At 32.2% G+C, this 25380-nt stretch carries 26 protein-coding genes; 15 read left to right on the top strand and 11 right to left on the bottom strand.

Translation table 11 applies throughout. The annotated features are described in order from the left end of the window. Positions 1–448: 448 nt before the first annotated feature. The 9 genes from ABD077_RS22970 to ABD077_RS22930 all read right to left on the bottom strand — a co-directional run bounded on the left by ABD077_RS22970 (position 449) and on the right by ABD077_RS22930 (position 11178). Positions 449–1612 (bottom strand): acyl-CoA dehydrogenase family protein, encoded by a 1164-nt coding sequence (locus ABD077_RS22970; RefSeq protein ID WP_343914551.1) that lies wholly within the window; start codon positions 1610–1612, stop codon positions 449–451. A 118-nt stretch (positions 1613–1730) separates the two neighbouring features. Further along, a complete protein-coding gene (locus ABD077_RS22965) occupies positions 1731–2600 on the bottom strand; it encodes a ComEA family DNA-binding protein (protein WP_343914550.1) in 870 nt (289 codons plus the stop codon). A gap of 13 nt (positions 2601–2613) precedes the next feature. Then, the gene (locus tag ABD077_RS22960) at positions 2614–4215 is read right to left on the bottom strand and encodes an alanine/glycine:cation symporter family protein (RefSeq protein ID WP_343914549.1); all 1602 of its coding nucleotides are present in this window, start codon (positions 4213–4215) and stop codon (positions 2614–2616) included. A 99-nt stretch (positions 4216–4314) separates the two neighbouring features. Further along, complete coding sequence (locus tag ABD077_RS22955) at positions 4315–5322, bottom strand: potassium channel family protein (RefSeq protein ID WP_343914548.1); 1008 nt, start codon at positions 5320–5322, stop codon at positions 4315–4317. Between the two features lie 2 nt (positions 5323–5324). Beyond that, complete coding sequence (locus ABD077_RS22950; RefSeq protein WP_299610011.1) at positions 5325–5546, bottom strand: PspC domain-containing protein; 222 nt, start codon at positions 5544–5546, stop codon at positions 5325–5327. A gap of 23 nt (positions 5547–5569) precedes the next feature. Then, positions 5570–6856: a DUF2851 family protein gene (locus tag ABD077_RS22945; RefSeq protein ID WP_343914547.1), complete on the bottom strand. Its 1287-nt coding sequence runs from the start codon at positions 6854–6856 to the stop codon at positions 5570–5572. Between the two features lie 479 nt (positions 6857–7335). Further along, positions 7336–8316 carry a helix-turn-helix domain-containing protein gene (locus ABD077_RS22940; protein WP_343914546.1) on the bottom strand — a complete coding sequence of 327 codons (981 nt, stop codon included), beginning with the start codon at positions 8314–8316 and terminating at the stop codon, positions 7336–7338. Between the two features lie 160 nt (positions 8317–8476). Then, positions 8477–9838 carry a pyridoxal-phosphate dependent enzyme gene (locus ABD077_RS22935; protein WP_299610018.1) on the bottom strand — a complete coding sequence of 454 codons (1362 nt, stop codon included), beginning with the start codon at positions 9836–9838 and terminating at the stop codon, positions 8477–8479. A 98-nt stretch (positions 9839–9936) separates the two neighbouring features. Next, positions 9937–11178 carry an ABC transporter permease gene (locus ABD077_RS22930; protein ID WP_343914545.1) on the bottom strand — a complete coding sequence of 414 codons (1242 nt, stop codon included), beginning with the start codon at positions 11176–11178 and terminating at the stop codon, positions 9937–9939. An 8-nt stretch (positions 11179–11186) separates the two neighbouring features. On the opposite strand from ABD077_RS22930, the gene ABD077_RS22925 reads away from it, so the two are divergent. From ABD077_RS22925 to ABD077_RS22860, 14 genes are all read left to right on the top strand, one after another. Continuing rightward, a complete protein-coding gene (locus ABD077_RS22925; RefSeq protein WP_343914544.1) occupies positions 11187–12521 on the top strand; it encodes an exo-beta-N-acetylmuramidase NamZ family protein in 1335 nt (444 codons plus the stop codon). A gap of 124 nt (positions 12522–12645) precedes the next feature. After that, positions 12646–14862, top strand: a complete 2217-nt coding sequence (locus tag ABD077_RS22920) for a tetratricopeptide repeat-containing sensor histidine kinase (RefSeq protein WP_343914543.1) — start codon at positions 12646–12648, stop codon at positions 14860–14862. Beyond that, entirely contained in the window at positions 14837–15481 is a 645-nt protein-coding gene (locus tag ABD077_RS22915; protein ID WP_299610029.1) for a response regulator transcription factor, read from the top strand. Before ABD077_RS22920 ends, ABD077_RS22915 begins: the two co-directional genes overlap by 26 nt. A 294-nt stretch (positions 15482–15775) precedes the next feature. After that, positions 15776–16198: a hypothetical protein gene (locus ABD077_RS22910; protein ID WP_343914542.1), complete on the top strand. Its 423-nt coding sequence runs from the start codon at positions 15776–15778 to the stop codon at positions 16196–16198. A gap of 124 nt (positions 16199–16322) precedes the next feature. Next, the gene (locus tag ABD077_RS22905) at positions 16323–16664 is read left to right on the top strand and encodes a zinc-ribbon domain-containing protein (protein ID WP_343914541.1); all 342 of its coding nucleotides are present in this window, start codon (positions 16323–16325) and stop codon (positions 16662–16664) included. A 32-nt stretch (positions 16665–16696) separates the two neighbouring features. Next, positions 16697–17386 carry a Lipl32 family lipoprotein gene (locus tag ABD077_RS22900; protein WP_343914540.1) on the top strand — a complete coding sequence of 230 codons (690 nt, stop codon included), beginning with the start codon at positions 16697–16699 and terminating at the stop codon, positions 17384–17386. A 127-nt stretch (positions 17387–17513) separates the two neighbouring features. Then, entirely contained in the window at positions 17514–17714 is a 201-nt protein-coding gene (locus ABD077_RS22895; RefSeq protein WP_343914539.1) for a hypothetical protein, read from the top strand. Between the two features lie 25 nt (positions 17715–17739). Further along, positions 17740–18507: a hypothetical protein gene (locus ABD077_RS22890; RefSeq protein ID WP_343914538.1), complete on the top strand. Its 768-nt coding sequence runs from the start codon at positions 17740–17742 to the stop codon at positions 18505–18507. Between the two features lie 20 nt (positions 18508–18527). After that, positions 18528–19577: an SPFH domain-containing protein gene (locus tag ABD077_RS22885; protein ID WP_343914537.1), complete on the top strand. Its 1050-nt coding sequence runs from the start codon at positions 18528–18530 to the stop codon at positions 19575–19577. A 28-nt stretch (positions 19578–19605) separates the two neighbouring features. Continuing rightward, positions 19606–20706 (top strand): DUF6620 family protein, encoded by a 1101-nt coding sequence (locus tag ABD077_RS22880; RefSeq protein WP_343914536.1) that lies wholly within the window; start codon positions 19606–19608, stop codon positions 20704–20706. A gap of 188 nt (positions 20707–20894) precedes the next feature. Then, the gene (locus ABD077_RS22875) at positions 20895–21482 is read left to right on the top strand and encodes a hypothetical protein (RefSeq protein WP_343914535.1); all 588 of its coding nucleotides are present in this window, start codon (positions 20895–20897) and stop codon (positions 21480–21482) included. 59 nt (positions 21483–21541) lie between these two features. Beyond that, positions 21542–22354 carry a hypothetical protein gene (locus tag ABD077_RS22870; RefSeq protein ID WP_343914534.1) on the top strand — a complete coding sequence of 271 codons (813 nt, stop codon included), beginning with the start codon at positions 21542–21544 and terminating at the stop codon, positions 22352–22354. A 50-nt stretch (positions 22355–22404) separates the two neighbouring features. Next, positions 22405–23049 (top strand): hypothetical protein, encoded by a 645-nt coding sequence (locus ABD077_RS22865; RefSeq protein ID WP_343914533.1) that lies wholly within the window; start codon positions 22405–22407, stop codon positions 23047–23049. 2 nt (positions 23050–23051) lie between these two features. Beyond that, complete coding sequence (locus ABD077_RS22860; RefSeq protein ID WP_343914531.1) at positions 23052–23528, top strand: hypothetical protein; 477 nt, start codon at positions 23052–23054, stop codon at positions 23526–23528. Positions 23529–23552: 24 nt separating this feature from the next. Here the strand turns inward: ABD077_RS22860 and ABD077_RS22855 are convergent, their stop codons facing one another. Next, entirely contained in the window at positions 23553–24071 is a 519-nt protein-coding gene (locus ABD077_RS22855; RefSeq protein WP_343914529.1) for a YkgJ family cysteine cluster protein, read from the bottom strand. A 52-nt stretch (positions 24072–24123) separates the two neighbouring features. On the opposite strand from ABD077_RS22855, the gene ABD077_RS22850 reads away from it, so the two are divergent. Then, on the top strand, positions 24124–24846 hold the full coding sequence (locus ABD077_RS22850) for a class I SAM-dependent methyltransferase (RefSeq protein WP_343914528.1): 723 nt from the start codon (positions 24124–24126) through the stop codon (positions 24844–24846). Here ABD077_RS22850 and ABD077_RS22845 read toward each other — a convergent pair. Then, positions 24824–25354 (bottom strand): DUF2059 domain-containing protein, encoded by a 531-nt coding sequence (locus tag ABD077_RS22845; RefSeq protein ID WP_343914527.1) that lies wholly within the window; start codon positions 25352–25354, stop codon positions 24824–24826. The genes ABD077_RS22850 and ABD077_RS22845 overlap by 23 nt on opposite strands. Positions 25355–25380 lie beyond the last annotated feature (26 nt).

Below are 25380 nucleotides of genomic sequence, written 5' to 3'. Positions count from 1 at the left end.
CACCTACCCTATCATCAAAATCACATTTTTAAATATAAAAAAAAGAAAAATCCACAAACGATATTGATTCATTAATCAATCGTTGTGGATTCTATAAAGTCTTTAAAGAATAATTGATAATTATCTTTTATCGATTACCATTTTGGAAAATGAAAAAATATTTTCGCCAAAATACGAATCTCAATTAGGCTTCTACTGCCGGTTTGTACTCCTTCTTATCGATTACCATTTTGGAAAATGAAAAAACATTTTCGCCAAAATACAAATCTCAATTAGGCTTCTACTGCCGGTTTGTACTCCTTCTTATCGATTACCATTTTGGAAAATGAAAAAACATTTTCGCCAAAATACAAATCTCAATTAGGCTTCTACTGCCGGTTTGTACTCCTTCTTATCGATTACCATTTTGGAAAATGAAAAAACATTTTCGCCAAAATACAAATCTCCATTAGGCTTCTACTGCCGGTTTGTACTCCTTCTTATCGATTACCATTTTGGCGATAATCTCTCTTAAGATTTCAGAAGTACCACCTCCAATAGGCCCTAATCTACTGTCTCTAAAAAGTCTAGCCAAAGGATATTCTTCCATATACCCATAACCTCCTAATAACTGTAGACATTTATAGATAACTTCATCAGCTATTTTTGTAGATAATAATTTAGACATGCTAGCTTCCTTAACTACATATTGACCATCGTTTAATCTTTTGGCAATAGAATAATTAAATTCTTTACACATTTCAACTTCACTAGCCATATCTGCCACCGAATGTCTAAGTGCTTGAAACTTATCAATGGTTCTACCAAAAGCTTCACGCTCTCCCATGTACTGTATAGCATAATCCAAAGCAAACTCGGCTCTAGCATGTGCATTAATGCCCATAATTAATCTTTCTAACGCAAAGTGTTGCATGATATAAGAAAAACCTTTATCCTCATCGCCCATCAGATTTGCTAACGGAATTTTAACATTATCAAAAGCAATTTCTCCAGTATCAGATGCTCTCCAACCGAGTTTATCTAATTTAGTTGCCGAAATTCCAGGAGTATCTCGATCCATTATAAAGATACTTATCCCTTTATTTCCTAATTCTGGAGAAGTTTTAGCAGCGACCACCAAGTAGTCACTATACACTCCATTGGTAATAAATGTTTTTGATCCATTAATTATATAGGAATCACCATCTTTTACAGCTGTGGTTCTCATACCTGCTACATCAGAACCACCAAATGGCTCTGAAATACATAAGCATCCTATTTTTTCTCCTGAAATACTAGGTCTTAAATAGACCTCTTTTATTCTAGCATCGCCTTCTTTATTTACATGAGTCATCGCTAGGTACACATGAGCCCACATCGCTGCAGCAAAACCACCTGAATTGATTTTCTGTAATTCTTCTAAAAATATAACTGTATAAAAAAGATCTAGTCCCAGGCCTCCATACTCTTCAGGATAGGCAATACCAAAATACCCCATTTCGCCAAATTTCTCCCAAATAAAGCGTTCGATATCTCCAGTTTTTTCCCACTTCTCAATATGTGGAACTACTTCTTTTTGTAAAAAGTCTTTTAGACTTTCTCTAAATAATTCGTGCTCTTCTGTAAAATACATGTTGTTTAAATGATAACTTTGATTTATATAGCTAACATATCACTGCAAATAGAAGATATTTAAAATTTCTAACCAAAATTCACATATTATCAAAATTCACAGCAATTTTTTCCGATTTTTAATTTAATGTCAAATATAACGCTATTCTATCTATTTTTTCTAAAGAAAACCCTTCTATTTTTCCTAATTCCTCAAAATTGGACACCCCATTGTTCTCATCTATAAAATCTTTTATTTCTAAAGCTGTTTCAAAGTCAAAATATGGCACCTCCATTAATTGCTTTACCGATGCTTTATTAATATTGATTTTAGTAATTTTCGTTGGTGTCTTCACAGTATATAGCGATAGTATTTTTTGATATTGATTATCATACAATCCTTTAATATCTTTCAATTGTATATCATTTACAAAACCTTCTAGTCGATCTCGATACTTTATAATTCTTTCGGCAATAAAATCTGGAACTTCTATTTCTTCCTGAAGTTCTTTGGATGTAACCAGGTTTAGATCTTTTTTCTGCTCAAAGGACTTTTTGGGATATTTTGATTTATAGGATTTATATTTTTTTGGTTTATTAATCCATTCAGGAAATTTAAATAACGGAGTAATTACTTTTAGCAAAGAATCGGAGACATCTGTAACCTTTTTAAAATCTAATGTAGAATTGATCCATTTCCCCTTTTTTCTATATCCATATAGTCTATTAAGCTCCTCTGTAGATAACCCCAAAACATACCCCTTATATTCAGTTATAAAATTAGGATTAAAAGGTTTTAATTGATAGGATACTTTTTTTTCTTCAGCTTCCTTTTTTAACTGATCCAATTGTGACTGGTATTCTGTTAAAGCAACAAATTTAGTTGTTGCATTCCCCTTAGTAGGGAAAAAGTATATCAATAAAATTAGACTAAATATTAATAACGCTAAAAGCAAAATCCCATTCCGGAATCTTTTATGTATCTCGAAATGGGATTTTATAAATTTCATATTTGTAAAAGTCTTATTCTTTAGATGCTTTTATAGCATCAAAATACCTTGTCAATTGTTTCTTAACTACCGGGAATAAGAAATACAATCCTATCATATTTGGAAATACCATTGCAAAAATCATCGCATCTGAAAATGCCCATATAGAATTCATACTAGCAGCAGCACCAATAATGATGAACGTTAAGAACAATAGTTTATATACTAAATCAGCAGTTTTACCTCTACCAAATAAAAACTTCCATGATTGTAATCCATAATATGACCAAGAGATCATGGTAGAAACAGCGAATAACACTACCGCTATCGTTAAAAAGACATTAGAATAAGGTATGTACTTAGCAAAAGCTTGTGCTGTAATCCCTGCTCCTTCGTATGAAACTCCATCGATTAATACTGATCCACTTCCGTCTCCTCCATATTGAAAAGCTCCTCCAGAGTTAAAAATGATAATTACTAAAGCTGTCATTGTACATATTACTACGGTATCAATAAAAGGCTCTAATAACGCAACAAGTCCTTCTGATGCAGAATATTTTGTTTTTACTGCAGAGTGCGCAATCGAAGCAGAACCCGCTCCTGCTTCATTTGAAAAGGCCGCTCTTTTAAATCCAACCAATAAAACTCCAATAAGTCCTCCAACTCCAATTGCTTTTGGGTTAAATGCCTCGGTTACTATCATTCCGATAGCATCATCAATAAATGAAAAATTACTGAAGATAATATATAAACAAGCTAAGATATACATTACGGCCATAAGAGGAACTACTTTTTCCGTAACAGAAGCAATTCTTTTGATACCACCGATAATAATGATACCTACTAATACTGCTAATATAACTCCGATCACAGTACCCGCTCCTGTACTCTCAAGTCCCATTAATTCTTTTAGAACGATTGTTGCTTGATTGGATTGTGCTGCATTACCACCTCCGAAAGATCCTCCGATACAAAAGATAGCAAAAATAACGGCTGCAATTTTACCTAATGTAGCAAACCCTTTATCTTTTAATCCTTTACTTAGATAGTACATTGGTCCTCCATATACAGTTCCATCTTCTCCAACATCTCGATATTGAACACCAAGCGTACATTCTACAAATTTTGTAGACATTCCGAGTAATCCACAGACAATCATCCAAAAAGTAGCACCAGGACCTCCTAATGCAATAGCTAACGCCACACCAGCAATATTACCGTTTCCAACAGTTCCAGAAACTGCCGTTGCTAATGCTTGAAAATGCGAAACTTCTCCTTCTTTACTCTCGTCTCTGATCGTATCTCGAATATCTCCATCGACTCCTGCATTAGGGTCTCCTAAACTATGATTTTCTAGGTCATCATACTTGCCCCTAACTACGTTAATTGCTTTACCAAAATATCGAATATTAGGGAATCCAAAATAAATTGTAAAAAACAAAGCACTTAGTACCAATAATATAATTACGAAAGGTGCTCCAGAAAATACTTCAAAAAATATAACCTTTGAGAAAAAGTCAGATACAGGTTGAAACGCCTCATCTATTTTTTGATCCAGACCTTTTTCTGCGGTCTCTTGTGCAAAAGTTAAAAATGGAATTGTTATTGCTAAAATTGAAAGAAGAATTCTCTTCATAATGTGTGAGTTAATTGAATTTAGTTTTTTAGAAGTGAGCAAGATGCTAAAAAAAACAATTGTTTACAATAATTTAACGGTTAAATCTTAGGTAATTATCTAAATATTAAATTCTTTATTTAATTGATTTACTTGTTCTGGTCGCCCTAAAACGACCACCTTAGAACCGGGTTTTAGCACAGTGTCAGCTTCTGGGTTTACAATATATTCACCCTCTGGAGATTTATAACCGATGATGGTACATCCTGTTCTTGATCTCATTGCTATTTCTCGAATAGTCCTTTCCTTATTATCATCAAATAAATCCTCAAATGAAACCTCTTCTATATTAATAGATCGTTTTCCCACAATGGATAAATTGTCTAAAAATTCAATTAAATCCGGCACTACCACTAACGATGCCATGTGATCACCTCCTATTCTATCTGGCATGATTACATTATCCGCTCCTGCTAATCTTATTTTTTTATAAGACGCATCTTGCGAAGCTCTACTAATAATCTTTAGATCTTTATTTATTTGCCTAGCTGATAATACAATAAATAGATTATCCGCATCTTCTGGCAATGTACAAATTAGACATGATGCTTTTTTTATTTGTGCTTCTATCAACACGCTATCTTCGGTAGCATTTCCTTCTAAAAAAAAACGTTCATCACTCTGATATTTTTCGATAACCGCTTTATCATTTTCAATAATCAAGAATGGTTTATTATAAGCCGATAATTTATCAGCAGCTTGCTTACCATTACGTCCATATCCAACAATTATGATATGATTTTCTAATTTACTAATCATTTTTTGCAGTTTTCTATATTGCACTCTTTCGGGATCACTCTTACCAACGATATATTCGGTAATAACCGATAAAGAATATCCTAATATTAAAGCACTTGTCGTTATTAAAAATACGGTAAACAACTTCGCGGTGTCATCAAGAGGTTCTACTTCACCAAATCCCACAGTAGATACCGTAATAACTGTCATATAAAGGGCATCTGTCCATGAATAATCTGAAAAAAAACGGAAACCTAGTACTCCAACAGCTATAACCGTTACTAGTAGTGTTAAGGCTATATATATTTTAGACCCAAACCTTTTGAACATACTTATAAATCAAATACTGAAGTTCTTTTTGTATACACCAAATCTTTTATTTTTAACCAAAAGGCCATATTTAGATATATTACAAAACCTAACCCCGCAGTCGCAAAGGTTAAATAAATAAAAAACAATCGTACATTTTTTGCACGCATTCCAAAACGATCTGCCAGTCTGCTTGAAACATAAAAACCGTTTCTTTCTAAAAATTGTCTTAGATTATAAAGCATAATGCAAAATAATTATATTCTCTTTAATTACCTCTTCTATTCAACAAATAATTACCAATCGCACATTTTAAACAGGCTTTTTGATCACAATAATTCATCTTTAAATGAATCATCGCCTGAGAATGCAAGGCATCTTCCATAGGCACTTGTAATGATATAAATTTGTTTACAATGGTATTTCTTTCATAAGGCAATTGTGATATTAAACTAAAAATATCTTCTTCTCTATCATATCCCAACTTTTTAGCATACAAAAATTTAAGTGGAATTACCGTATTAATTAAAATTAGATGGATAAAAGACTTTGTCAACTTCTTGTTTCTAAAGGTAGATTCTTTATCAAAAGTATAATGTGTTTTCCAAAAATCCGTAGCACTTACATCAAATAACTCATAGAATGTTGTAAGAGTATTAGTTTTTATGATATCACTAAAAAGTTGTTTATTCGTTACATAAAGTTTCGCAAGTTGAGATATTCGAATAGTTGGAAAGTTTGATGGTCTTAATCCATAGAAATAAAAAGGAGATACACCATGATTTTTTAGAGTGTATTTATGCTTCAGGAATTCATATTTTTTGACTAATCGTTGTTGATACGGGTTATCAGATTTCTCATCTAATAGATTTGCTTGACCGAATAACAAAGCTTCCATATTTTCAACATCCTCACTACATTTTCTAACTATTTTAAACTCAAAAGAATTAGCGAGACTTAGAAAAGAATCGTTGTTAACATTCAATCCAAAACTTCTTGCCAATAATTTAAAAAGTACTGCTTCCCAGTCATTAGAAGAAGAGATCAACAGTTTATCAATTAGTTTAGATTTCTGTTCTAATCTTTCTATATATAATCGCTCTTGCCAGTTTGCTATTGTAAAATCAGAAACTTCGGGCAATAACTTTTCGCATTGTATCCAATTGGACTCTTTATGAAGAAAAAAAAATCTAAACTTATGTAATAAATCTTTTTCTGTATAATCTTTTAATTGTAAGGTTGGTATTTTGGAGTTATCTCTTCTAAAAACTTCTACATCATGTTCCCAAACTACGTGTAAGATCACATTATCATATGCTGGATCTATTTCATGATGATGCACATACCAATCACTTGATTTTAAATGAATTTCTACATTTCCCGCCCATTTTTGATGATCAATAGTTATTTGTGAATTAAAAAAGTCCGGACCAGATCTAGTAAGATTATGATCTCCTACCCGTTGTATGACCAATCTCTGCGAATCAGTGGTGAGAAGTTGTAAAAAATTTATTTTTTTATATTTCCATAGATAATGCAGAAAATCTTCATTCATAAGAGTAACAATTTTAATATACTGATCAAAACATCTAATATGTTCCTATCATATTGTGTTTCTATCAATAGAATTGTTACCTCTAATTAGTTAATATTTAAAAAATTTACATAACCATTGTTTAATGTTTTAAAACTTTGAAAATTGGCAATCTAAATGCCATTTTGCCTAAAAACTGGAATAATTCCCTAAAAAAACTACTTTTTTCACATAGAAATCATGCTATTTTCTCCATTTTCTTCTTAAAAAACCCTTAAAAACAGTAAAAATGTACTATTGGTAAGATTTTATGTATTAATGGAAATTATTTCAACGTTATCATTTCTTTAATTTGTTCTAACAAAAGGGAAGAAAATTTTTCAAAAACATATATAAAGATTTTAAAATCCTAAGCTTAGTTGAGTTTGTGTTAGGTTATAGATGGTTGCCAGATGGCAACCATCTTTATTTTATATATGAAATAAATGATTTAAAGTATTTTAAATTTGGATATCAGGATATATATCAAATTTATTAAAGAATGCTTTTTTGAATTTTGAGGAATTAGAGTAATTAAGATTATCCATAACTTCTTTAATCGATAGTCTTTCGGTAAAAATCATATTGTACGAGCTTTCTAATTTTTTATTATTAAAAAACTCTAATGGTGTCTGGTTATGAATCTCTTTAAACATATTAAAGAAATTCGTTCTACTCATATACGCCATGGATGCTAAATGATCCACACCTACAAAAGGCTCATGTAGATTATCTTCTAAATAAGTACTTACCTTATATATATTACCTACTTGTGTACTATTAATATTAAATGGATTACTTTCTGTTTCCCACATAAGAACATCTTTCCAGAATGTCTCTAATAACCGAATACCTCTGGCGATAAAAAATAGATAATTTTCTACCTTATTTATATTCGGAGAAACAATTTGATCAAATAAAATTGATTGTTTGTATGACAGATAAAACTTATTGATATGTTGATGAGAATGTCGGATATACCGATCCATTTTCTCAGCCATATCATTGTTTTTAAGGAAATACGGTTTTGTATACTTACTTTTTAGAACAATCATAATAGATTTTACAACTGCTCCTTTATTAATGTATACTCTTTCACCTTGTTGCGAGTTCATACACCTCATATTACCAGGTGTATATCCATCGGAATAAGAGCTTATAATTTCATTTTTCTTTATCTGATGATCTAAGGAATACTTTCTAAAATGGAGGATAATATCTTTTTCTTCAATAGGTTCTCTTACATATTCGATATCCACATGAGCTTTATAGTTGTTTATAAAAAGGAATACCTCTGGTGAGATTTTATAATAACAAAGATATCCCTCTCCAATATGTGGAGGAAAATAAATACGATCAGAGGATCCATCAGGATCTAATTGGGATCTAAAGTAGTTCCTTAATACATCTATATCAGAAAAGTCAAATGAATATTTTTGCATAACCCTTCGATTTTATACGATTCTTCTTCTTAAAGATCCCATTTTCGACAAAAAGTTGCGTTAAATAATTCTTTAATCAGAATAAAGTATAAAAACAACCCCTGTATTAGCTATTAAAACTAATAAAGGGGAAACCTTTAATGATATAAATATAAATAATTTATTTTATATTGCTGATCACATCATATTTCGTAATGATATGATACTTACCGTTTTCAAGTTCAACTAGTACCGCAGGATTACCATTCTTGATCATTCCAGAAATTTCATCTAAAGAGGTTGTAGCTTTTACTATTGGGAAAGGATCCTTCATAACATCTTTAATCGGTGTGTCTGCACTATTCTTATCTTCTAAAAAAGCCGAAAACAATGCACTTTCGTCTACTGACCCTACAAAACCTTCACTATCCGTTACAGGAATTTGCGATATCTGAAACTTACGCATACGCTCTATTGCATGAGAAACTAGCTCCTCGGTTTTTACTGTTACCAATGGTTTATCAATATGGTTCTTTACCAAATCTACAGCTGTAGAAACTTCTTCTTCTAAAAATCCGCGTTCTCTCATCCAATCATCATTAAACATCTTACCTACGTATCTACTTCCGTGATCATGGAAAAGCACAACTACTACATCGTCTTTTGTAAAATGATCTTTTAGTTGCAGTAACCCTTTTATAGCGGCTCCCGCACTGTTACCAAGAAACATTCCTTCTTCTTTTGCCAACCGTTGTGTATATACAGCTGCATCTTTATCTGTTACCTTAGTAAATCCATCGATAATAGAAAAATCGACATTTTTTGGTAAAATATCTTCTCCGATACCTTCTGTGATATAGGAATATATTTCATTTTCATCAAATATACCTGTCTCATGATACTTTTTAAAAACAGATCCATATGTATCAATTCCCCAAACTTTTACATTAGGATTTTGCTCTTTTAAATATTTTCCAACACCTGAAATAGTTCCTCCAGTTCCAACTCCAACAATAAAATGAGTTACTTTACCATCTGTTTGTTCCCAAATTTCTGGCCCTGTGCTTTCATAATGCGCTTTTGCATTAGACGGATTATCATATTGATTAACATACCAAGAATTTGGAGTTTCTTCTGCTAATCGTTTAGATACTGAATAATAAGATCTTGGATCTTCTGGTTCCACGTTAGTAGGGCAAACCATTACTTTAGCACCAACAGCTCTTAGAATATCCATTTTTTCTTTGGACTGTTTATCTGCCATTACGCATACCAACTTATATCCTTTTACAATGGCAGCTAGGGCTAGTCCCATCCCTGTATTTCCTGATGTACCTTCTATGATGGTTCCTCCAGGTTTCAATCTTCCATCTGCTTCAGCATCCTCTATCATTTTTAACGCCATTCGATCTTTTACAGAATTTCCAGGGTTAAACGTTTCATATTTAGCTAATACCAAAGCATCTACATCTTCAACTAAAGCATTCATTTTTACCATTGGAGTATTTCCAATAGTTTCTAGGATATTATTTGCGTACTTCACAAGCTTACTAATTTATATAGTCTTAATATATGTTTTTTATGCCGTGCAAAGATACAAATACAAAGCTATTTAGTAATAGTAAGATTTAGTATTTCATATTACTGAAAACGAATGGCTTTAGAAGGAGAGATCTTCGCAATTACATAAGAAGGTATCAGCAACATTAATAAACATAAAATCATAGTTCCGATATTAAGCAACAGTATATACCCAATATTGATATAAACTGGAGCTGTACTAACATAATATGTTGCCGGATTAAGACCAATAATCCCATAATGCTTCTGCAAGAAAAGTAAGCCAATTCCTATGAGATTTCCCCAAAACAAACCAATTAGTATTAGATAACCAGCATTATATAAGAACACTTTTCTAATGGACCAATCATTAGAACCCAATGATTTAAGTATACCAATCATTGAGGTTCTTTCTAGAATTAAAACCAACAATGCTGTGATCATGTTGATTCCTGCAACCAGTATGATAATACTAATAATACCAATAATATTAAGATCAAATAATTTTAACCATTCAAAAATACTTCCATATTTTAAAGTGATCGTAACAGCTTCTAAATCGGAAGGTATATTTTCAAAAATCTGTAATCCTTTTCTATCAATTTGATTAAAATCATCTATAAACACTTCGAAACCTCCAACTTCTCCATCTTTCCATTTATTCATTTTTTGGATATGCCTTATATCTGCTAGAATAAACTTCTCATCAAATTCCTGAAACCCTGAATCATAAATACCTACAATTTCAAATGCTCTAATATTAGCAGGTATTTTAGAATTAGAGTTTTTCTTTAAAAAAACAGTATTTGCCTTATCGCCTATCCCTAAACCTAATCGCGAAGCTGTATATGCCGAAATCAGTATCTGATTATTTCTTGGATCTGTAAAATCGGGTATCGTACCTTCTATAATATATTCTTTAAAGTAAGACCAATCATAATCTTCACCAATACCCTTAACTACTACTCCTTCAAAATCGTTCTCTGTTCTAATTAAACCACCTTTTGTAGCAAATACCTGAACATGCTTAACTCCTGTTACATCCGTGAAATTGGGATAAAAGTGTTGCTCTTTCTTAATTGGTATCAAGGATTCCAAGCTATTGTTATTATCATAACTCGTAATAATAACATGTCCATTAAATGCGGCAACTTTTTCTCTAATTTTACGTTGTAATCCTATACCAGTAGCAACGGTAATTAACATCATGATCATTCCTATGGCAATCGCAAATATTGCAATTTTTATGATCGTAGATGAGATGCTACTTTTATGTTCCTTACCTTTGATAAGGCGTTTGGCAATAAAATATTCGAAATTCAATGTTACTTATGGTTTTAATAAGAAATACATTCAAAAATACGTTTTTATTCCTTTTTATTCTGTTTATTTCCTGTGGAAGCGGAACAAAACCTTCTTCTACTCCATCACGAGAGGATGAAAAATCGATCATAAATCAAAAAAGTGTAATTGCCGAAACTCGCATTCAGGATTCTCTAGATGTTCTTACACCAGTAATAGTAGGGGCAAATCAGACTGATTTATATATCCCATTATTACAAAACAAAAAGGTAGCTATCGTTGGGAATCAAACTTCTGTAATTTTCAAATACCCAAATTTAAAACCGCTGTTACAAACGGAGAAAATTGCTCCGAACTCATTAAGTCAATACACACATTTGGTAGATTCTCTACTAGCACGAAAAATTGATATACAAAAGGTATTTGCTCCAGAACACGGGTTTAGAGGTAAGGCGGATGCTGGAGAATTAGTTGCAGATGAAAAAGATATAAAAACAGGGTTACCTATTATCTCTCTACATGGTAAAGACAAAAAACCATCAGCTTCTTCACTTAAGGATGTGGATATTGTAGTGTTTGATATCCAAGATGTAGGAGCTCGTTTTTATACCTATATTTCTACATTACATTACGTAATGCAAGCTTGTGCAGAGAATAATATTCCTTTGTTAATATTGGATCGTCCTAATCCTAATGGTCATTATATCGATGGTCCTACATTAAAACCAGAACATAGTAGTTTTTTAGGAGTTCATCCTATTCCTTTAGTTCACGGAATGACTATAGGAGAATATGCTAAAATGGTCAATGGTGAAGGTTGGCTAGGAAGTGATCTAAAATGTAAATTAGATATTATTCCGGTTAAAAACTATACACATCAAACCTACTATAGTTTGGCCATAAGACCGTCTCCAAATTTACCAAACGATCGATCCATCAATCTATACCCAAGTCTAGGTTTTTTTGAAGGCACTACTATAAATGCTGGAAGAGGTACAGAAATGCAATTTCAGATTTTTGGATCACCAGATTTTCCAATAAAGCAATATGACTTTGCGTATACGCCACAACCCAATTTTGGTGCCAAATATCCTAAGCATAAAGGAGAGGTATGCTATGGAAAAGACCTTAGAGAAACAGAAAGATTATCCAGTATTCGATTACAATGGCTTATCGATGCTTATCGAAACTCTAAGAACAAAGAAGGCTTTTTTAATACCAAGTCATTCACCTCTCATGCCGGAACCAAAAAACTGCAAGAACAAATTATCCAAGGATATACAGAACAGGAAATCAAAAAAACTTGGAGAAAAGATCTCGAAAGCTTTAAAAAAATCAGAGCGCAATATCTACTTTATAAATAACCCCGAATTAAGATGCTAAGACCCCTGTTTTCAGGGATATCGGAAACTTCCGAAATTAATACCTTTGAGTACTCTTGGGCTTACATTTTTAAAATCAAATCTTGGGTTATTTTTAGAGTAACAAATGAAACCTGTTCGCAATAACATACTAGTTTTTTTAAGAAGTACTATAGCAATTCTTCTGCTATTACTAAGCTTTGAAGCTCATAGTCAAATCGATACAAAACGAACTTTCCCGTATCCCAACAAAACTGAAAAAGCAATTGTCGATGAACTTAGAGTATTGGCAAATACTCCTGAAAAACGCTCAGAAAGTTATATAAGAGCTCATCAAGAATTCAAAAAACCAGGAGTTAAAAGCAACAGATTTAAAGCTGATCTAAGTTTAATTTTATGTTCTTATTTTAGAAGTATCTCCAAAATTGATTCCATCAAATACTATGCTAATAAAATCTTAGAACTTAAAGAATTTGAGAATGACACACTAAAAAACAATATTCATGGACTTGCATACTTTACACTTGGTCAAGCAAATAGTTACATAGGCTTAAATAAGAAAGGAAGGAAGTGGTTTTTGAAAGGGATTGAAATTTCTCAACAATATAATGACGAAAAAGTTTATTATGTAAATGCATTTGGCTTGGCAGGTTCCTTCTTGAGTTCTCATGAATATGATCAAGCGCTAGAACTTTACAAAAAATGTCAGCAATTCAAAAAGAATGAAGAAATGGTATTTGGTTCTATCGTTAATATTGCTAACATTTATGGATATAAAGAAGAATATGGTAAGACTATAGAATATCTAGAAAAAGGAAGAGAACTTTGTATAAAAGCAGATAGAAAGAGTTGTATTGGAACAATCTCTGTCAATCTTGGTATTACTTACAAAAAACTTGGTAATTACCAGAAATCTTTAGCCTCTTTTGATAATGCTTTAGCGATAGCAAAAGCAAACAACTTTGATAGAATGCAAATTTACGGTGGTGTAGAAAAGGGTCGTTTATTAAGTGAACTGAACAGAAATCAGGAAGCAGAGGATTTATTACTCAATACCTTGGAAATTGCAACAAGAATAGGTTTTCTAAATGAACAGGAACGAATATATTACAGATTAAGAGAAATAGCTGTTGCCCAAAATGATTTTAAAAAAGCATTAGATTATCATGAACAATATGATAAAATAAATGACTCTACTAGAGCTCTTGATAAAGATAAAGAGATAAGTGAATTGGAAGTAAAATACAAAACATTGCAGAAGGAAAAAGAAATAAAGTTTTTGCAAATTGAAAACACTAATAAAAAACTCGAATTAGCCAATCGAGAAGAAGCTATTAGTAATCTTAAACTAAAACAAGAAATCGAGAAGAAAGAGAATGAGCTTCTTAGAAAAGAAAACGAAAACAAATTACTTTCCTTTCAAAATACTACAGAAAAAGCATTAAATGATAATATCATTCTTAAAAAAAACCAGGAACTAAAAGATGCTGAACTAAAAATTCAACAAGATGAAACTAGTAGACAAAAAACATTCAAAAACATCATTTTATATTCCTTTTTAATCTTACTTATTCCAGTAATTGGATTATTAATTACGTACTACCAAAAAATTAAGGTACAGAGTGAATTAAGTCAAAAACAAAAAGAAATAAACGAAGAAAAAATTTCATCACTATTAAAAGATCAAGAATTACAGGTAATAAAAGCCGCTGTAGAAGGACAAGATAAAGAGCGTAAACGTATTGCTCAAGAGTTACATGATAGTATTGGTGGAAATTTAGCTGCTATTAAGCTCCGCTTAAATAATTCTTATGATAATCATAATGGAGTACTAAAAGGAATCAATGCACAAATTGATGATACCTATGAATTGGTGCGTGACATTTCGCATGATCTCATTCCAAAAAAGTTTACTAAAAATAATTTTTGTGACGTATTAGAGGAGTATATTAGTAATATCGAAGGAGCAAGTAATTTAAAAACTTCGTTTCATGCATATCCCCGAAAAAACATAGATAGTCTGAACGAAAACTTGCAAGTAGAAGCATTTAAGATTGTACAGGAGTTAGTAACTAATAGTATCAAACATGCAAAGGGTTCTATTATCGAATTACAATTAAATCTAGTTAAAAATGAACTTAATATCCTTTTTGAAGATGATGGTGTCGGTTTTGATGTCGATAAAAAAGTAGAAGGTATTGGGTTTAGAAATATAAAAAGTAGATTAAAAAAAATAAACGGTACCATTGATATCGATTCGCGATTAAAAAGAGGCACCATCATTAATATAGAAATAACCAACGTAAACAATACGATACATGAAATACAACCTAATTATAGCTGATGACCATAAAATGTTTTTGGATGGGTTATTAAGTATTCTAAATTCCGAGAATGATTACAATATTCTTTTAACTGCAAAAAATGGTAAACACATTGCAAAATATGTAGAGATCAATCCTGACGAAAAAATTGATTTGATTATTACCGATATTACAATGCCAGAAATGGACGGTATTGCACTAAACAAAATTGTAAAAGAAAGAAATAGAAATATTAAAACTTTGGTTGTTAGTATGCACAATAATCCTGATATGATTGATACGCTTATCGAGCATGATGTAGATGGATATGTACCTAAAAATGCAGAAAAAGAAGAGTTACTAAAAGCAATACAAACTATCCTTAATGGAGAAAAGTATTTTTCTAGAGAAATCAAGGATATTTATATGGAGAATAAGTTCTCTAAAAAGAAAGATGAAGAAGTAAAACTTACGCAAAGAGAAATTGATGTAATTACTTTAATTGCTCAGGAATTTACTACACAAGAAATTGCGGACAAATTATTCTTAAGTAAACATACCATAGAAAGTTATCGAAAAAATTTAATCGCTAAATTAAATGTAAGAAACCTTGCTGGACTTACTAAATATGCCTTGAAAATGAAATACATAGAACATTAAGAAACCTTTGCTTACCATATATATCTTCCTATACATAGAACAAACAACAACTAATTAATTTTAGGAGATAAATTTTAGTAAAAGCGTGTTTTGTAAAGAATTTACAAAACACGCTTTTTTTAAATCAATCGTATCTCTAGACCTATTCTCACTGTTTTCAGGGTACTCATTTTCACCAGAAAAGGTGTTTCTAAGGGTATATTTAAGTGACATCTTTGTACTGTAGTTTTTGATAAACAACAAATCAAATTTTACCAAAATAAACTAATTACTAACCCTATAAAACCATAAGACATGATCTGGGGAATCTCATTAATTTTATTAAGTATTTTAGCAGTACCATCATTATTACTTTCCAAAAAACCAAATGCAAAGGAACTTTTAGAAAAAATTGAACCTTACCAAGGATGGATTGGGTTTGTATTCTGTTTCTGGGGAGTTTGGGGAATAATTTCAGCAATTTTAAATCTAGGTTGGCTTACTACCTATCCAATTTGGTGGGTGACATTATTAGCAGGAAATATAATCTCTGCTGCACTAGGATTTATGTTAGGATTTGGTCTTATCAATAAGTTCTTCTTATCAAAAAATGAAGCAGCAAAAGAAAAAGCAGACGAATTAAGAGCAAAGCTTGCTCCTAAACAAGGAAAATTAGGAGTATTTGGACTTATCGTTGGAGGATGGATGATAGTGGCATCATTCCTTTTCTTCACGTAATATGTTAGTTAGTTGAAGAATGGAGGGAGAAATGAACATTTAACCGTTGTATTCTCTCTCCCATTCTAATCAAAAAATCAATAAACAAAATACTCTATAACCACTAACATAAACCAAGAACGTCATGATTATATTCGGGACCAGTTCTTCTACTATAAACCCATCGAAACTAGATGGTGGCCATTGCCCTTTTTGCAAGACAGAAAATCAAATGTGGGTTCAAGGATACAGAAAATACTTCCATGTGTTTTGGATTCCCTTTTTCCCTCTTTGGAAGAAACTATATGTAGTTTGTAGTCATTGCAAAGGAGCCTTTGAAAAACAAGAGATTACTAGTAAAAATCTTATCTCCAATTTTGAAGAATTCGAAAAAAACAAAGTTAAAATCCCGTGGTATCATTTCACAGGTATTATCATCTTTTTATTACTAATCACATCGATTTCAGTAATACCATTTTTAAACTAAATAAATTATCAAATCACTCAAATTATTAAATTATGAAAACAAAAATTTTATTTCTTTTAAGCATTATTGTACTTGGAACTACATCAACCTTAAAAGCACAAAAGCTTAAGAAATTCGGGAGTTCTATTGAGAAAAAAATAGGCCCAAAAACAATAAAAGTACCGTATACCGATGTAGTATCATACCTTGGATATGCTGCTCCTGGAAATGAAGATGAAGTAAAAGACGGAAAGAAATTTTATTACATATATGTTTGGGTTCCTGCTGTAGCTCCAGAGTTAGGAGTAAGAATGATGTCTCCGGTAGGGAAAGCTAAAACAAAAAATCCTATAAAATCAGAAGCATATACAAAGAATGCTAAATCAAAGGATTATTTCGACACGTATATTACGCTAGAAAGATCAGACATTATCAGTGCTGATAATATCAGCCAAGATGCTGTGGATAGTGCAAATTGGGTGATTCTAGAACGTAATGATGATAGCGGAGAAATGCCAAAACAACCAAGTGGTAGTTCTTACAACTCTCTTTTAAGATATAAAAGTGACATCAACGATCCTTTAAAAGCTCTTACTGTTGGATTATACCGAATCGGTTTTACAACCTACAAGACTGGTGAAGTAAAAGGTACTTTCTTAGCAGAAGTTGCTGCGCCTGTAAAACTTCCTGGTGTAGTAATGGCTAAAACGATCGCAGATCTAAAAGCAGGAATGAGCAAATAATCTTCTTTTAATAGAGATCAATGAGATAGTTATTCCTTAGGCTAATCAAATTATTGGAATAGCTATCTCTATCTCCATGATAGCAACTAGTTCTCTTTCTTTAAAACATCATAAACTATTTTACAAAATGACAGATAAAACCAATAAAGATCAAAACAAAGAGAAAAGTCTGCTAGATGACATATTAGGCAATGCGATTTCTTCTACCAACAAATTTGACGAAGCTACTGCCGGACTTGAGACCAAAAAATGTAAAAGCTGCGGAGCAGCAAGACCTAGCGATACTGATCTTCAATACTGTGATTTCTGTGGAAACCAGTTTTACTAAAACTTTATAATTTAAAACCACAAACATGTCTTTTATTGCCACACAACAAAGATGGGATACGTTCTTAGCCAAAATAAGAGATCGTTTTTATGAAGTACTCAATAAAACAGAAACAGTATTACCATTATTATTTGAGGCTACGGACTTCGAAACAATTACTTTTCAAAATGCCTGGCAAGGTATATACTCACAAGCTTCTGATCTTATTTATAAAATAGAAAACACATGGTTTGATAAGGTAGAACGGGCATTTTTAGATCTTGATATAGATTATGACACTTCTAGGTTTATTCAGGAACGTAACAAAGGGTTTCAATTACAGCATGAATTACAGCAGGAATTGAAATCTTATGAAGTACGAATTTTTGCGGATGCTGCAAAAAATTTAGTATCGCAGGCAAAAGAAACCTTATCCAAAGATTTTTGTTGTACACAATGTCAAGCCAAACTACCAATTAGAGATAATTTTTTTCGATCGCATTACACTACATGTGATTATTGCCAGACAGTAAACACATTTGAACCAGGAACAAAAGCGAGAAATGTAGAACACTTTGCCATTAATGCATTGGGTGAAGAAGCGGCGTTAGAACATTATCTAAAATATGAACATCTTAAGTTTCAGAACTATCTATCAGATAGAGACATTTTTAGCAAAGATGAATTAATAATTCCATACCGCAAATACATAGAAACCTATCTAAAAAAACGTATCGAAGTAATTCCCGATTATGAGGAACGATATGAGAAGGATCTCAGTGCTAAAATGTCATTTATAATTGATTATTCATAATTCGAAAAAAAGGAAAACATATGTCAAATTCATTTAGCAATCAACTACGTTCGGTAATCGAATGGAACAGTCCTAAACCAGATACTCTTTTTGAGAAATGGACTCAGGATGGAGATGAAATAAAAAATGCATCTAAACTTATTGTAGGACCAGGACAAGGATGTCTTTTTGTGTATGAGGGAAAGGTAGAAGGCTATTTTGAAGAAGAAGGGCTGTATGATCTTAAAACCGGGAACATCCCTTTTTGGACAACTATTAAGAATATCATGTATAAGTTTGAGTCCGCGCATAAAGTAGGTATCTATTTTTATCGAAAAGCAGAAATGCAAAACATTCGATGGGGAACCCCATCACCTATTACCTATAAAGATCCGGTATACAATTTTCCTGTTGGCTTAGGTGCTTTTGGAAACTTTTCATTTAAGATTACTAAAGCAGTGGATTTTTTCTCTAATGTAATTGCTGGTGAGGATTATTATCCAGTAAGATCCATTCAAAAGGTAATTTTATCGAGAATCACTCAGCCAATTAGTGATTTTCTTGCCAAAGCTTCTTTTAGTTACATCGATATCGACAAACATCGAAATGAAATTGCTGAATTTTCCAGAAATTCCTGTGAATCTATTTTCAATGATTTAGGATTTCAACTACTCGATTTTAGAATCGAAGGAACCAATTTCGATGAAGATACCAAAACAAGAATCGGCAGAATAGCAGATATGAGTGCAGAAGCACAAGCAATGAGAGAGCTTGGAGTAAGTTACCAAGATTATCAGCAGCTTGAAGCACTAAAAAACATGGCAAAAAATGAAGGAGGAGGAAATTTAGGAATGCAAATGGGTGCTGGTTTAGGAATAGGGCAAATGATGGGTAATATGATGAACAACCAAAATCAACAACCTCACCAATCACAACAACCATATCAACCACAAAATAACACTCCAGTATCTACTCCAAATTCAGATGATCCTATTCAAAAACTCGAAAAACTAAAAAAGATGTTTGAAGCAGGACTTATCGATGAGCAAGAGTACAAACAAAAAAAACAAGAGATCTTATCTCAATTTTAATTCACCACAAATTTAAAAACCAAATACAATGAGTAATTTACATAAATTCACAGATCACGATAAAACAGAACAAGGTCAAAAGGCCATTGCATTAGGAATAAAAAATAAGCAATCCTCAGCAGAGAATAGTTATGATTATACGGTACAAGAAGCTGCAGATTTTAGCTGGCCAGATATTGATCCTGATCAAATCGGGCACATAGAACCTTGGTTATGTTATAGTAAAAACAATGATGGAACTACAGGAGGATGGGTAGATCTAAATCAATTTGCCAATGGTCAGCAAAGAAAATTAAATGCTTGTTTACAAACTCTTGGTTATCCCGAAGCTTTAAATACTACTACAGATAGAGCAAGAGAAATATTAGATGAAATCAATAACAATGACAACTTTGAAGAAATTGCTGCTCAATATGGTTTTAAAAGTAACGAGCATTTTTCTTTAGAAGATCATGTAGCATCTTCGTTAATAAAAATTGAAAAAGCTGAAGGAAAAGCCTATGATGCCGCTGATGACTTCCTAAAAGAACAAAAAGCTAAGCTAGACGCGCAGATGGACGCTCATATCGAAGCTGCTGAAGCTGGAGGCTTATTAGATCCTATTAACGGAATTGATATGGAAACCTGGGCTGCAGCCAATGCCAAAATTGCTGGTGGAATGGATTTAGAAGAAGTACTGACAGTTGTAGGAACTGAAAAGCCAATCTGGGATAAAGTTTCTGCAGAATGGACGGCAAGAATGTCTCAGGATACAACTTTTGCCATTTCCAAAGTTTATGGAGATGCTTTTATGAATTCTAACATTGGCAAATTTGCCGCTACTGAAACTAATGAAGAATCAGATACTTCAAGCTCAAGTAATGGTAGTTCGCTAGATAATGTAATGGCAGATTTTGATTTGTATGTAAAAATCATGTGTCACCAAAATATGGGAGCTACTCAAGGAAAAGATGCGGTTTCTATTCTTAATGAATACGGGCTCAATGTGAATGATTGGAGTACTGTAGGCTCACAATGGACTACTAAAATGGCTACAGATACAAGACTCGCCTTAAAAATGGGAGAGTTAATGGAAAAATATAACGCAGAATTTGCAACTGCAGGAGCAGGAGATGATATTGATTTTTAGGATTTTTCTTTTTAGATGAGGAATGACCCGATGGACATCAATAATTCCATGACATTAGATTTAGATAAGACAACGATGAAAATCGGGTCATTTATATAATTAAAAACCTATATCATAAAACTGCTAATTCCAAAATGAAATCTCTCTTTCTATTTGCCTTATGTTGTGTCTCTATAATGCATTCTCAAATGAGTGAGCCAAACAAAGATGTAAAAAAGCTGCTCAAGTATGGTAGGAATCATATAATTAGTTTGGCCATAAAAGAACTAAACAGGCAAGAACAGACAACAATAGGTAAAGAGGATTTCCATTTTATATCAGTAAAAGCTAGTAATCAAAGAGTACTAGTACAATTCGGATACAATGTAATATACCTTCCAAAAAACACTGCTTATTATTCTGATATCACTGTAGAATTACCTTCAGGCACTATTACTAAAAACATTGAAAGTAATGATACGGCATATTCATCTTTCTATTTACCAACACATACAGATCTGAAAATTATAAATGAGATTTTGAATCCTGATAGCACTAATATTGATGTTTTCAAAAAAGGAATTGTCCATCCTTTAACCACAATCAAAGAAATGGAAAATAGCTATTTAGTAGTTTTTTCCTCGCGAGATCCCTACTTAGGTGGTGTGTTTAGCGAAGAAGAAATAGATAAAAAAACTGGAGAAGTAATCTCATCAATAAACGGTCATTATGAACCCGCTCCAATCCTACCAGATGATGATGAGCATAAAGAAGAGTTTATTGAAATAACCAATTAAAAATGAAAACCAAAAATATAGTCGCAATAAAGAGCAACCTAAAACCTATATGCTTTTTCATGTTCATTTTTAACACTTTGGTATTTCCTCAAAGCAACAATCATATCGATAACACCCTTAATCAAGAAGAGACAGAAAAATTTTTGTGCTTAGAAATTTATGGTAAAAAAGGCAGTAATATTAAAGTTCGATTAAATGATATTCCAGTATGTGAGCTTTTGATTGAAAACGAAGAAGGGTATGGAAACGCTTTTACCCTAGCTAACCATTATGCGATTCCAAATATCAATATAGTTTCTGTATACCCATTATCAAAAAAAGGATCTGCGACTATTCGTTTAGCAAACTATAAGAAAGGTGAAATTACAGGAGAAAATAATGGTGAAACTTTACTAAAAATCAACATTAAAAATGATGATTCGCCAGTTCATAAACAAGTGACATTACCTTCTAATTTAAAAAAGTGGTCATGGATGGATACAGATGTAATCACAGATAAAACCAGTAAAAAAGAAGCCATTGCTTTTGCAAAATCATTTTATAAAACTATGGAAGAAGGGAATATCAATGAAATGGTTGCTGCCGCAGATCCCATCATAGGATATGAAGTCTTGTCTAAACCAGAAATTTCTAAAGAAGATCTCATTAACGAATGGATTGAAGGTTTAAAAATGGTTTTTACAGATCAAAACATATATGATGATATTGATTCCATATCTATCCAATTAACTCCTGTAGCCAATGGGAAACTATTCGAAGTTACCAGAGACGATGGAAGTTGGTTATTTAGAACATCAGAGAAGAATGAATTTCCAGTAGGCTTCAAGAGTATAATAGGGCGTAAAAATGGAGTTTGGAAATTCTATCATTAGTAATAATTACATAAAACATAAATTCATACTCAATTAAATAATTCAAAACTATGTGGCATCATCTAATAGAAAAGCAAGATCCTATGTCAATTAGAGAACATCTAAGTTTTATGACTAAAAATAAAGAAGACGAAGAAATTCTGGATCTTATTATAGCGCAATTTTTAAAAGCTGAAATAAGTAATGATCAACTATTACTTACATTTCAGCATAAAGAATACGAGGATGAAGAAGTAATATTAGAATGTAATGCCCCATTTGAAACTGAAAAAGGTCCAAAATCCTGGATCGAAGTAGCGAAAATTCATAATGGAATATCCTGGGAATCATTAGGTGGAGGATATCTTGGGTTTAATGGTATTCAAGCAGGAGGATCTGCAATCGAACAAAGTTGGGAATATTACTTTTTGGAAGAAGCCGAAGAAGAAAATGAAGAATTCATTACATCATTAAAGGATAATGGTTATGGTATTGAAGATACTGAAGGTGTTATCGATTATGGCCAAAACTGGGTTATTGCCCATCCAGGAAAAATGAACCAATTAGGAGAGCCAACTCTATATTTTGTATCACATGGAGATTGTGAAGCTGTACTTATTGAAGAAGCACAAAACTTAGAAATGGGACAAGTTTTACTAAGAGTTATTGCAGAGTACATTTTAGATGCTGATTATTTTTCTGAGACATACAATTAGAAATGAACACTCTAAAAAAAATATATTTTCTAATTCATGTAATACTATTAGGTGGTTCTATATACGCACAAAAAATATCCTCTCATGATAAATCACCCGAAATGAAATACGGAACCGTAATCGAAGTCAAAACGAATCAAACGATTATTTTCAAAGATAATTTATCCCTTACTTTGGAATCTTTTTCTCATAAAACTTCCCTTAAAGGTATTACAAAAGCATCTACCAATATTACTTTAAGATTAAATCAAGAAGAAGTCTTGCAGTTCTTATCTGTTTATAGTAATGATCATCTAAAATCTGAAGAAGAATTGAATTCGTTCGAATATACGAAAGTAATAGAGCAAAAAGATAGAACTTCGGTCTCTGTAACTTCCCAAAATAATGCTCGATTTATCTTTTGGAAGGGTTACCAAATTCAGTTAAAAGAGTTTGAATATGATAGATTTATTAAAATTATAATTACTGAAATTCCATAACAACAATCATGATATTGTCTTAAGCTAGGCTCGCCTATTGCTTTTGTGTTCCAAAGGCATGGTAGCTTTCATTTTTTCTACAATATTATAGGCTGCAGGGCAAATTGCCACATTTTGCATAGTTAAATTAGAAATCTGATAAAACTTTTTCCGATCCGTATGCGGAAACTCTTTACAAGCCTTAGGTCTTACATCATAAATCAAACAATAATTATCTGCCGCTAAAAAAGCACAAGGTGTTTGTTGCAGTACGAAATCTCCATCCTCATCCTTTCTAAGATATTGCTCCTCGAACTGATGTGATTTCATTTTTAAATGCTTCGCTATCCTATCCACATCAATATCAGTAAAAAGAGGACCTGTTGTCTTACAACAATTAGCGCACTCTAAACAATCTGTTTTTTGAAACTCTTCATCATGCAGATCTTGCATAAACCGATCTAAATGCTTTGGTGGTTTCTTTTTTAATTTGGCAAAATACTTTTTATTCTCGTTCTGCTTATCTTTGGCGAGTTCTGGTAATTGATCTATGAATTCTTGCATAGTGCAAAATTACAAATTATGAACAACGAATTTTGAATTCAGAACTACAATCATGAGTAAAGATATTTTTGGAGAAGCGATCAAAGACTTTTATCACAACGAATATAAAGAGGATATTGTAGTACAAGCTCCAGACTTCGATGATGATATCATACCCATACCATATTTATTCAGGTCCTATGAGGAAATGCCGCTACTAGAACAAAAAGCGTTAGACCTTGCTGATGGAGAAGTTCTTGATGTAGGTTGTGGCGCAGGAAGTCATAGCTTGTACCTCCAAGAACATAAAAAACTCAAGGTTCATGCGATTGACATTTCTGAAGGAGCTATAGAAATTTGTAAAAAAAGAGGGATTCAAACAACAAATGTTCAAGATATTCTAAAGCTTCAAAAAAAACAATATGACACACTTTTGTTTTTAATGAATGGAAGTGGAATTATAGGAAAATTGAGTGATATTGATCGGTTTTTCACTCATCTAAAAACATTACTTAAACCAAATGGCCAGATTCTTATGGATTCCTCGGATATTTCTTATCTATTCGCAGAAGAAGATGGTAGTTTTTGGATAGATGCATCCAAAGGTTATTATGGCGAAATGCAATACAAAATGATCTATAAAAACCATTCATCTGATTGGTTTCCTTGGTTATATATAGATTACAACACCCTACAAAACGCTGCTAACTCTAATGGATTATTATGTGAACTTATACTAGAAGGAGAAAGTAATGATTATCTAGCAAAACTTACTATGGCAACTGATAGCCTTTAGATTTCAACTTCTTCACAGTTTCCTGATATAAATCTCTGCTCCATTGCTCACTAACCTCAGCAACCATAGTTCGTAGAGAATTACTTTGATTTTGCACTTTTTGCCCAACTTCAGAAGTAAAGAAATCCGACAACTCAACTTTTTGACTATCGCTAAGTTTTGACCTATCTTTTACCATTTGCTGACCAGTCTCTGATTCATAAAAACCTATTAATTGTTTGATATCTTCATGGGTAAAATTACTGCGATAGGCAGATACTAATAAAGATTTAATATTATTTAGTGGTTCTTTCTTATCTCCCTTTACTTCTTCCCAAACGGTATCCGGAACTTGTTCTGCGCTATACTGTTGTTTTAGTAATGTAAACATCTGATCAATTGCTGCATCATATTGCTGCTCCGTTCCGTTTAAAGAAAAGTATCGCATAGCATCTTCATGGTACGATCTTTGTGCAAAACTTGCAGTAACTGTTAAAAATAACGTTAAAACAAAAACTATATATCTCATAAATTCGTTTATTTACTAACTACCTC

The sequence above is a fragment of the Aquimarina litoralis genome, assembly GCF_039523995.1.
In the GTDB taxonomy this organism is placed as follows: domain Bacteria; phylum Bacteroidota; class Bacteroidia; order Flavobacteriales; family Flavobacteriaceae; genus Aquimarina; species Aquimarina litoralis.
Note: the sequence above shows the minus strand (reverse complement) of the source record. Positions and strands in the feature narration are given on the sequence as shown.

Bases quoted from the DNA above. Each gene is read 5' to 3' on its own strand.
- ABD077_RS22865 (WP_343914533.1), top strand. From the start codon at position 22,405: ATGTGGCATCATCTAATAGAAAAGCAAGATCCTATGTCAATTAGAGAA.
- ABD077_RS22940 (WP_343914546.1), bottom strand. From the start codon at position 8,316: ATGCAAAAATATTCATTTGACTTTTCTGATATAGATGTATTAAGGAAC.
- ABD077_RS22860 (WP_343914531.1), top strand. From the start codon at position 23,052: ATGAACACTCTAAAAAAAATATATTTTCTAATTCATGTAATACTATTA.
- ABD077_RS22895 (WP_343914539.1), top strand. From the start codon at position 17,514: ATGACAGATAAAACCAATAAAGATCAAAACAAAGAGAAAAGTCTGCTA.
- ABD077_RS22885 (WP_343914537.1), top strand. From the start codon at position 18,528: ATGTCAAATTCATTTAGCAATCAACTACGTTCGGTAATCGAATGGAAC.
- ABD077_RS22875 (WP_343914535.1), top strand. From the start codon at position 20,895: ATGAGTGAGCCAAACAAAGATGTAAAAAAGCTGCTCAAGTATGGTAGG.
- ABD077_RS22945 (WP_343914547.1), bottom strand. From the start codon at position 6,856: ATGAATGAAGATTTTCTGCATTATCTATGGAAATATAAAAAAATAAAT.
- ABD077_RS22890 (WP_343914538.1), top strand. From the start codon at position 17,740: ATGTCTTTTATTGCCACACAACAAAGATGGGATACGTTCTTAGCCAAA.
- ABD077_RS22915 (WP_299610029.1), top strand. From the start codon at position 14,837: ATGAAATACAACCTAATTATAGCTGATGACCATAAAATGTTTTTGGAT.
- ABD077_RS22925 (WP_343914544.1), top strand. From the start codon at position 11,187: ATGGTTTTAATAAGAAATACATTCAAAAATACGTTTTTATTCCTTTTT.
- ABD077_RS22870 (WP_343914534.1), top strand. From the start codon at position 21,542: ATGTTCATTTTTAACACTTTGGTATTTCCTCAAAGCAACAATCATATC.
- ABD077_RS22900 (WP_343914540.1), top strand. From the start codon at position 16,697: ATGAAAACAAAAATTTTATTTCTTTTAAGCATTATTGTACTTGGAACT.
- ABD077_RS22910 (WP_343914542.1), top strand. From the start codon at position 15,776: ATGATCTGGGGAATCTCATTAATTTTATTAAGTATTTTAGCAGTACCA.
- ABD077_RS22965 (WP_343914550.1), bottom strand. From the start codon at position 2,600: ATGAAATTTATAAAATCCCATTTCGAGATACATAAAAGATTCCGGAAT.
- ABD077_RS22850 (WP_343914528.1), top strand. From the start codon at position 24,124: ATGAGTAAAGATATTTTTGGAGAAGCGATCAAAGACTTTTATCACAAC.
- ABD077_RS22880 (WP_343914536.1), top strand. From the start codon at position 19,606: ATGAGTAATTTACATAAATTCACAGATCACGATAAAACAGAACAAGGT.
- ABD077_RS22960 (WP_343914549.1), bottom strand. From the start codon at position 4,215: ATGAAGAGAATTCTTCTTTCAATTTTAGCAATAACAATTCCATTTTTA.
- ABD077_RS22845 (WP_343914527.1), bottom strand. From the start codon at position 25,354: ATGAGATATATAGTTTTTGTTTTAACGTTATTTTTAACAGTTACTGCA.
- ABD077_RS22955 (WP_343914548.1), bottom strand. From the start codon at position 5,322: ATGTTCAAAAGGTTTGGGTCTAAAATATATATAGCCTTAACACTACTA.
- ABD077_RS22905 (WP_343914541.1), top strand. From the start codon at position 16,323: ATGATTATATTCGGGACCAGTTCTTCTACTATAAACCCATCGAAACTA.
- ABD077_RS22855 (WP_343914529.1), bottom strand. From the start codon at position 24,071: ATGCAAGAATTCATAGATCAATTACCAGAACTCGCCAAAGATAAGCAG.
- ABD077_RS22970 (WP_343914551.1), bottom strand. From the start codon at position 1,612: ATGTATTTTACAGAAGAGCACGAATTATTTAGAGAAAGTCTAAAAGAC.
- ABD077_RS22920 (WP_343914543.1), top strand. From the start codon at position 12,646: ATGAAACCTGTTCGCAATAACATACTAGTTTTTTTAAGAAGTACTATA.
- ABD077_RS22950 (WP_299610011.1), bottom strand. From the start codon at position 5,546: ATGCTTTATAATCTAAGACAATTTTTAGAAAGAAACGGTTTTTATGTT.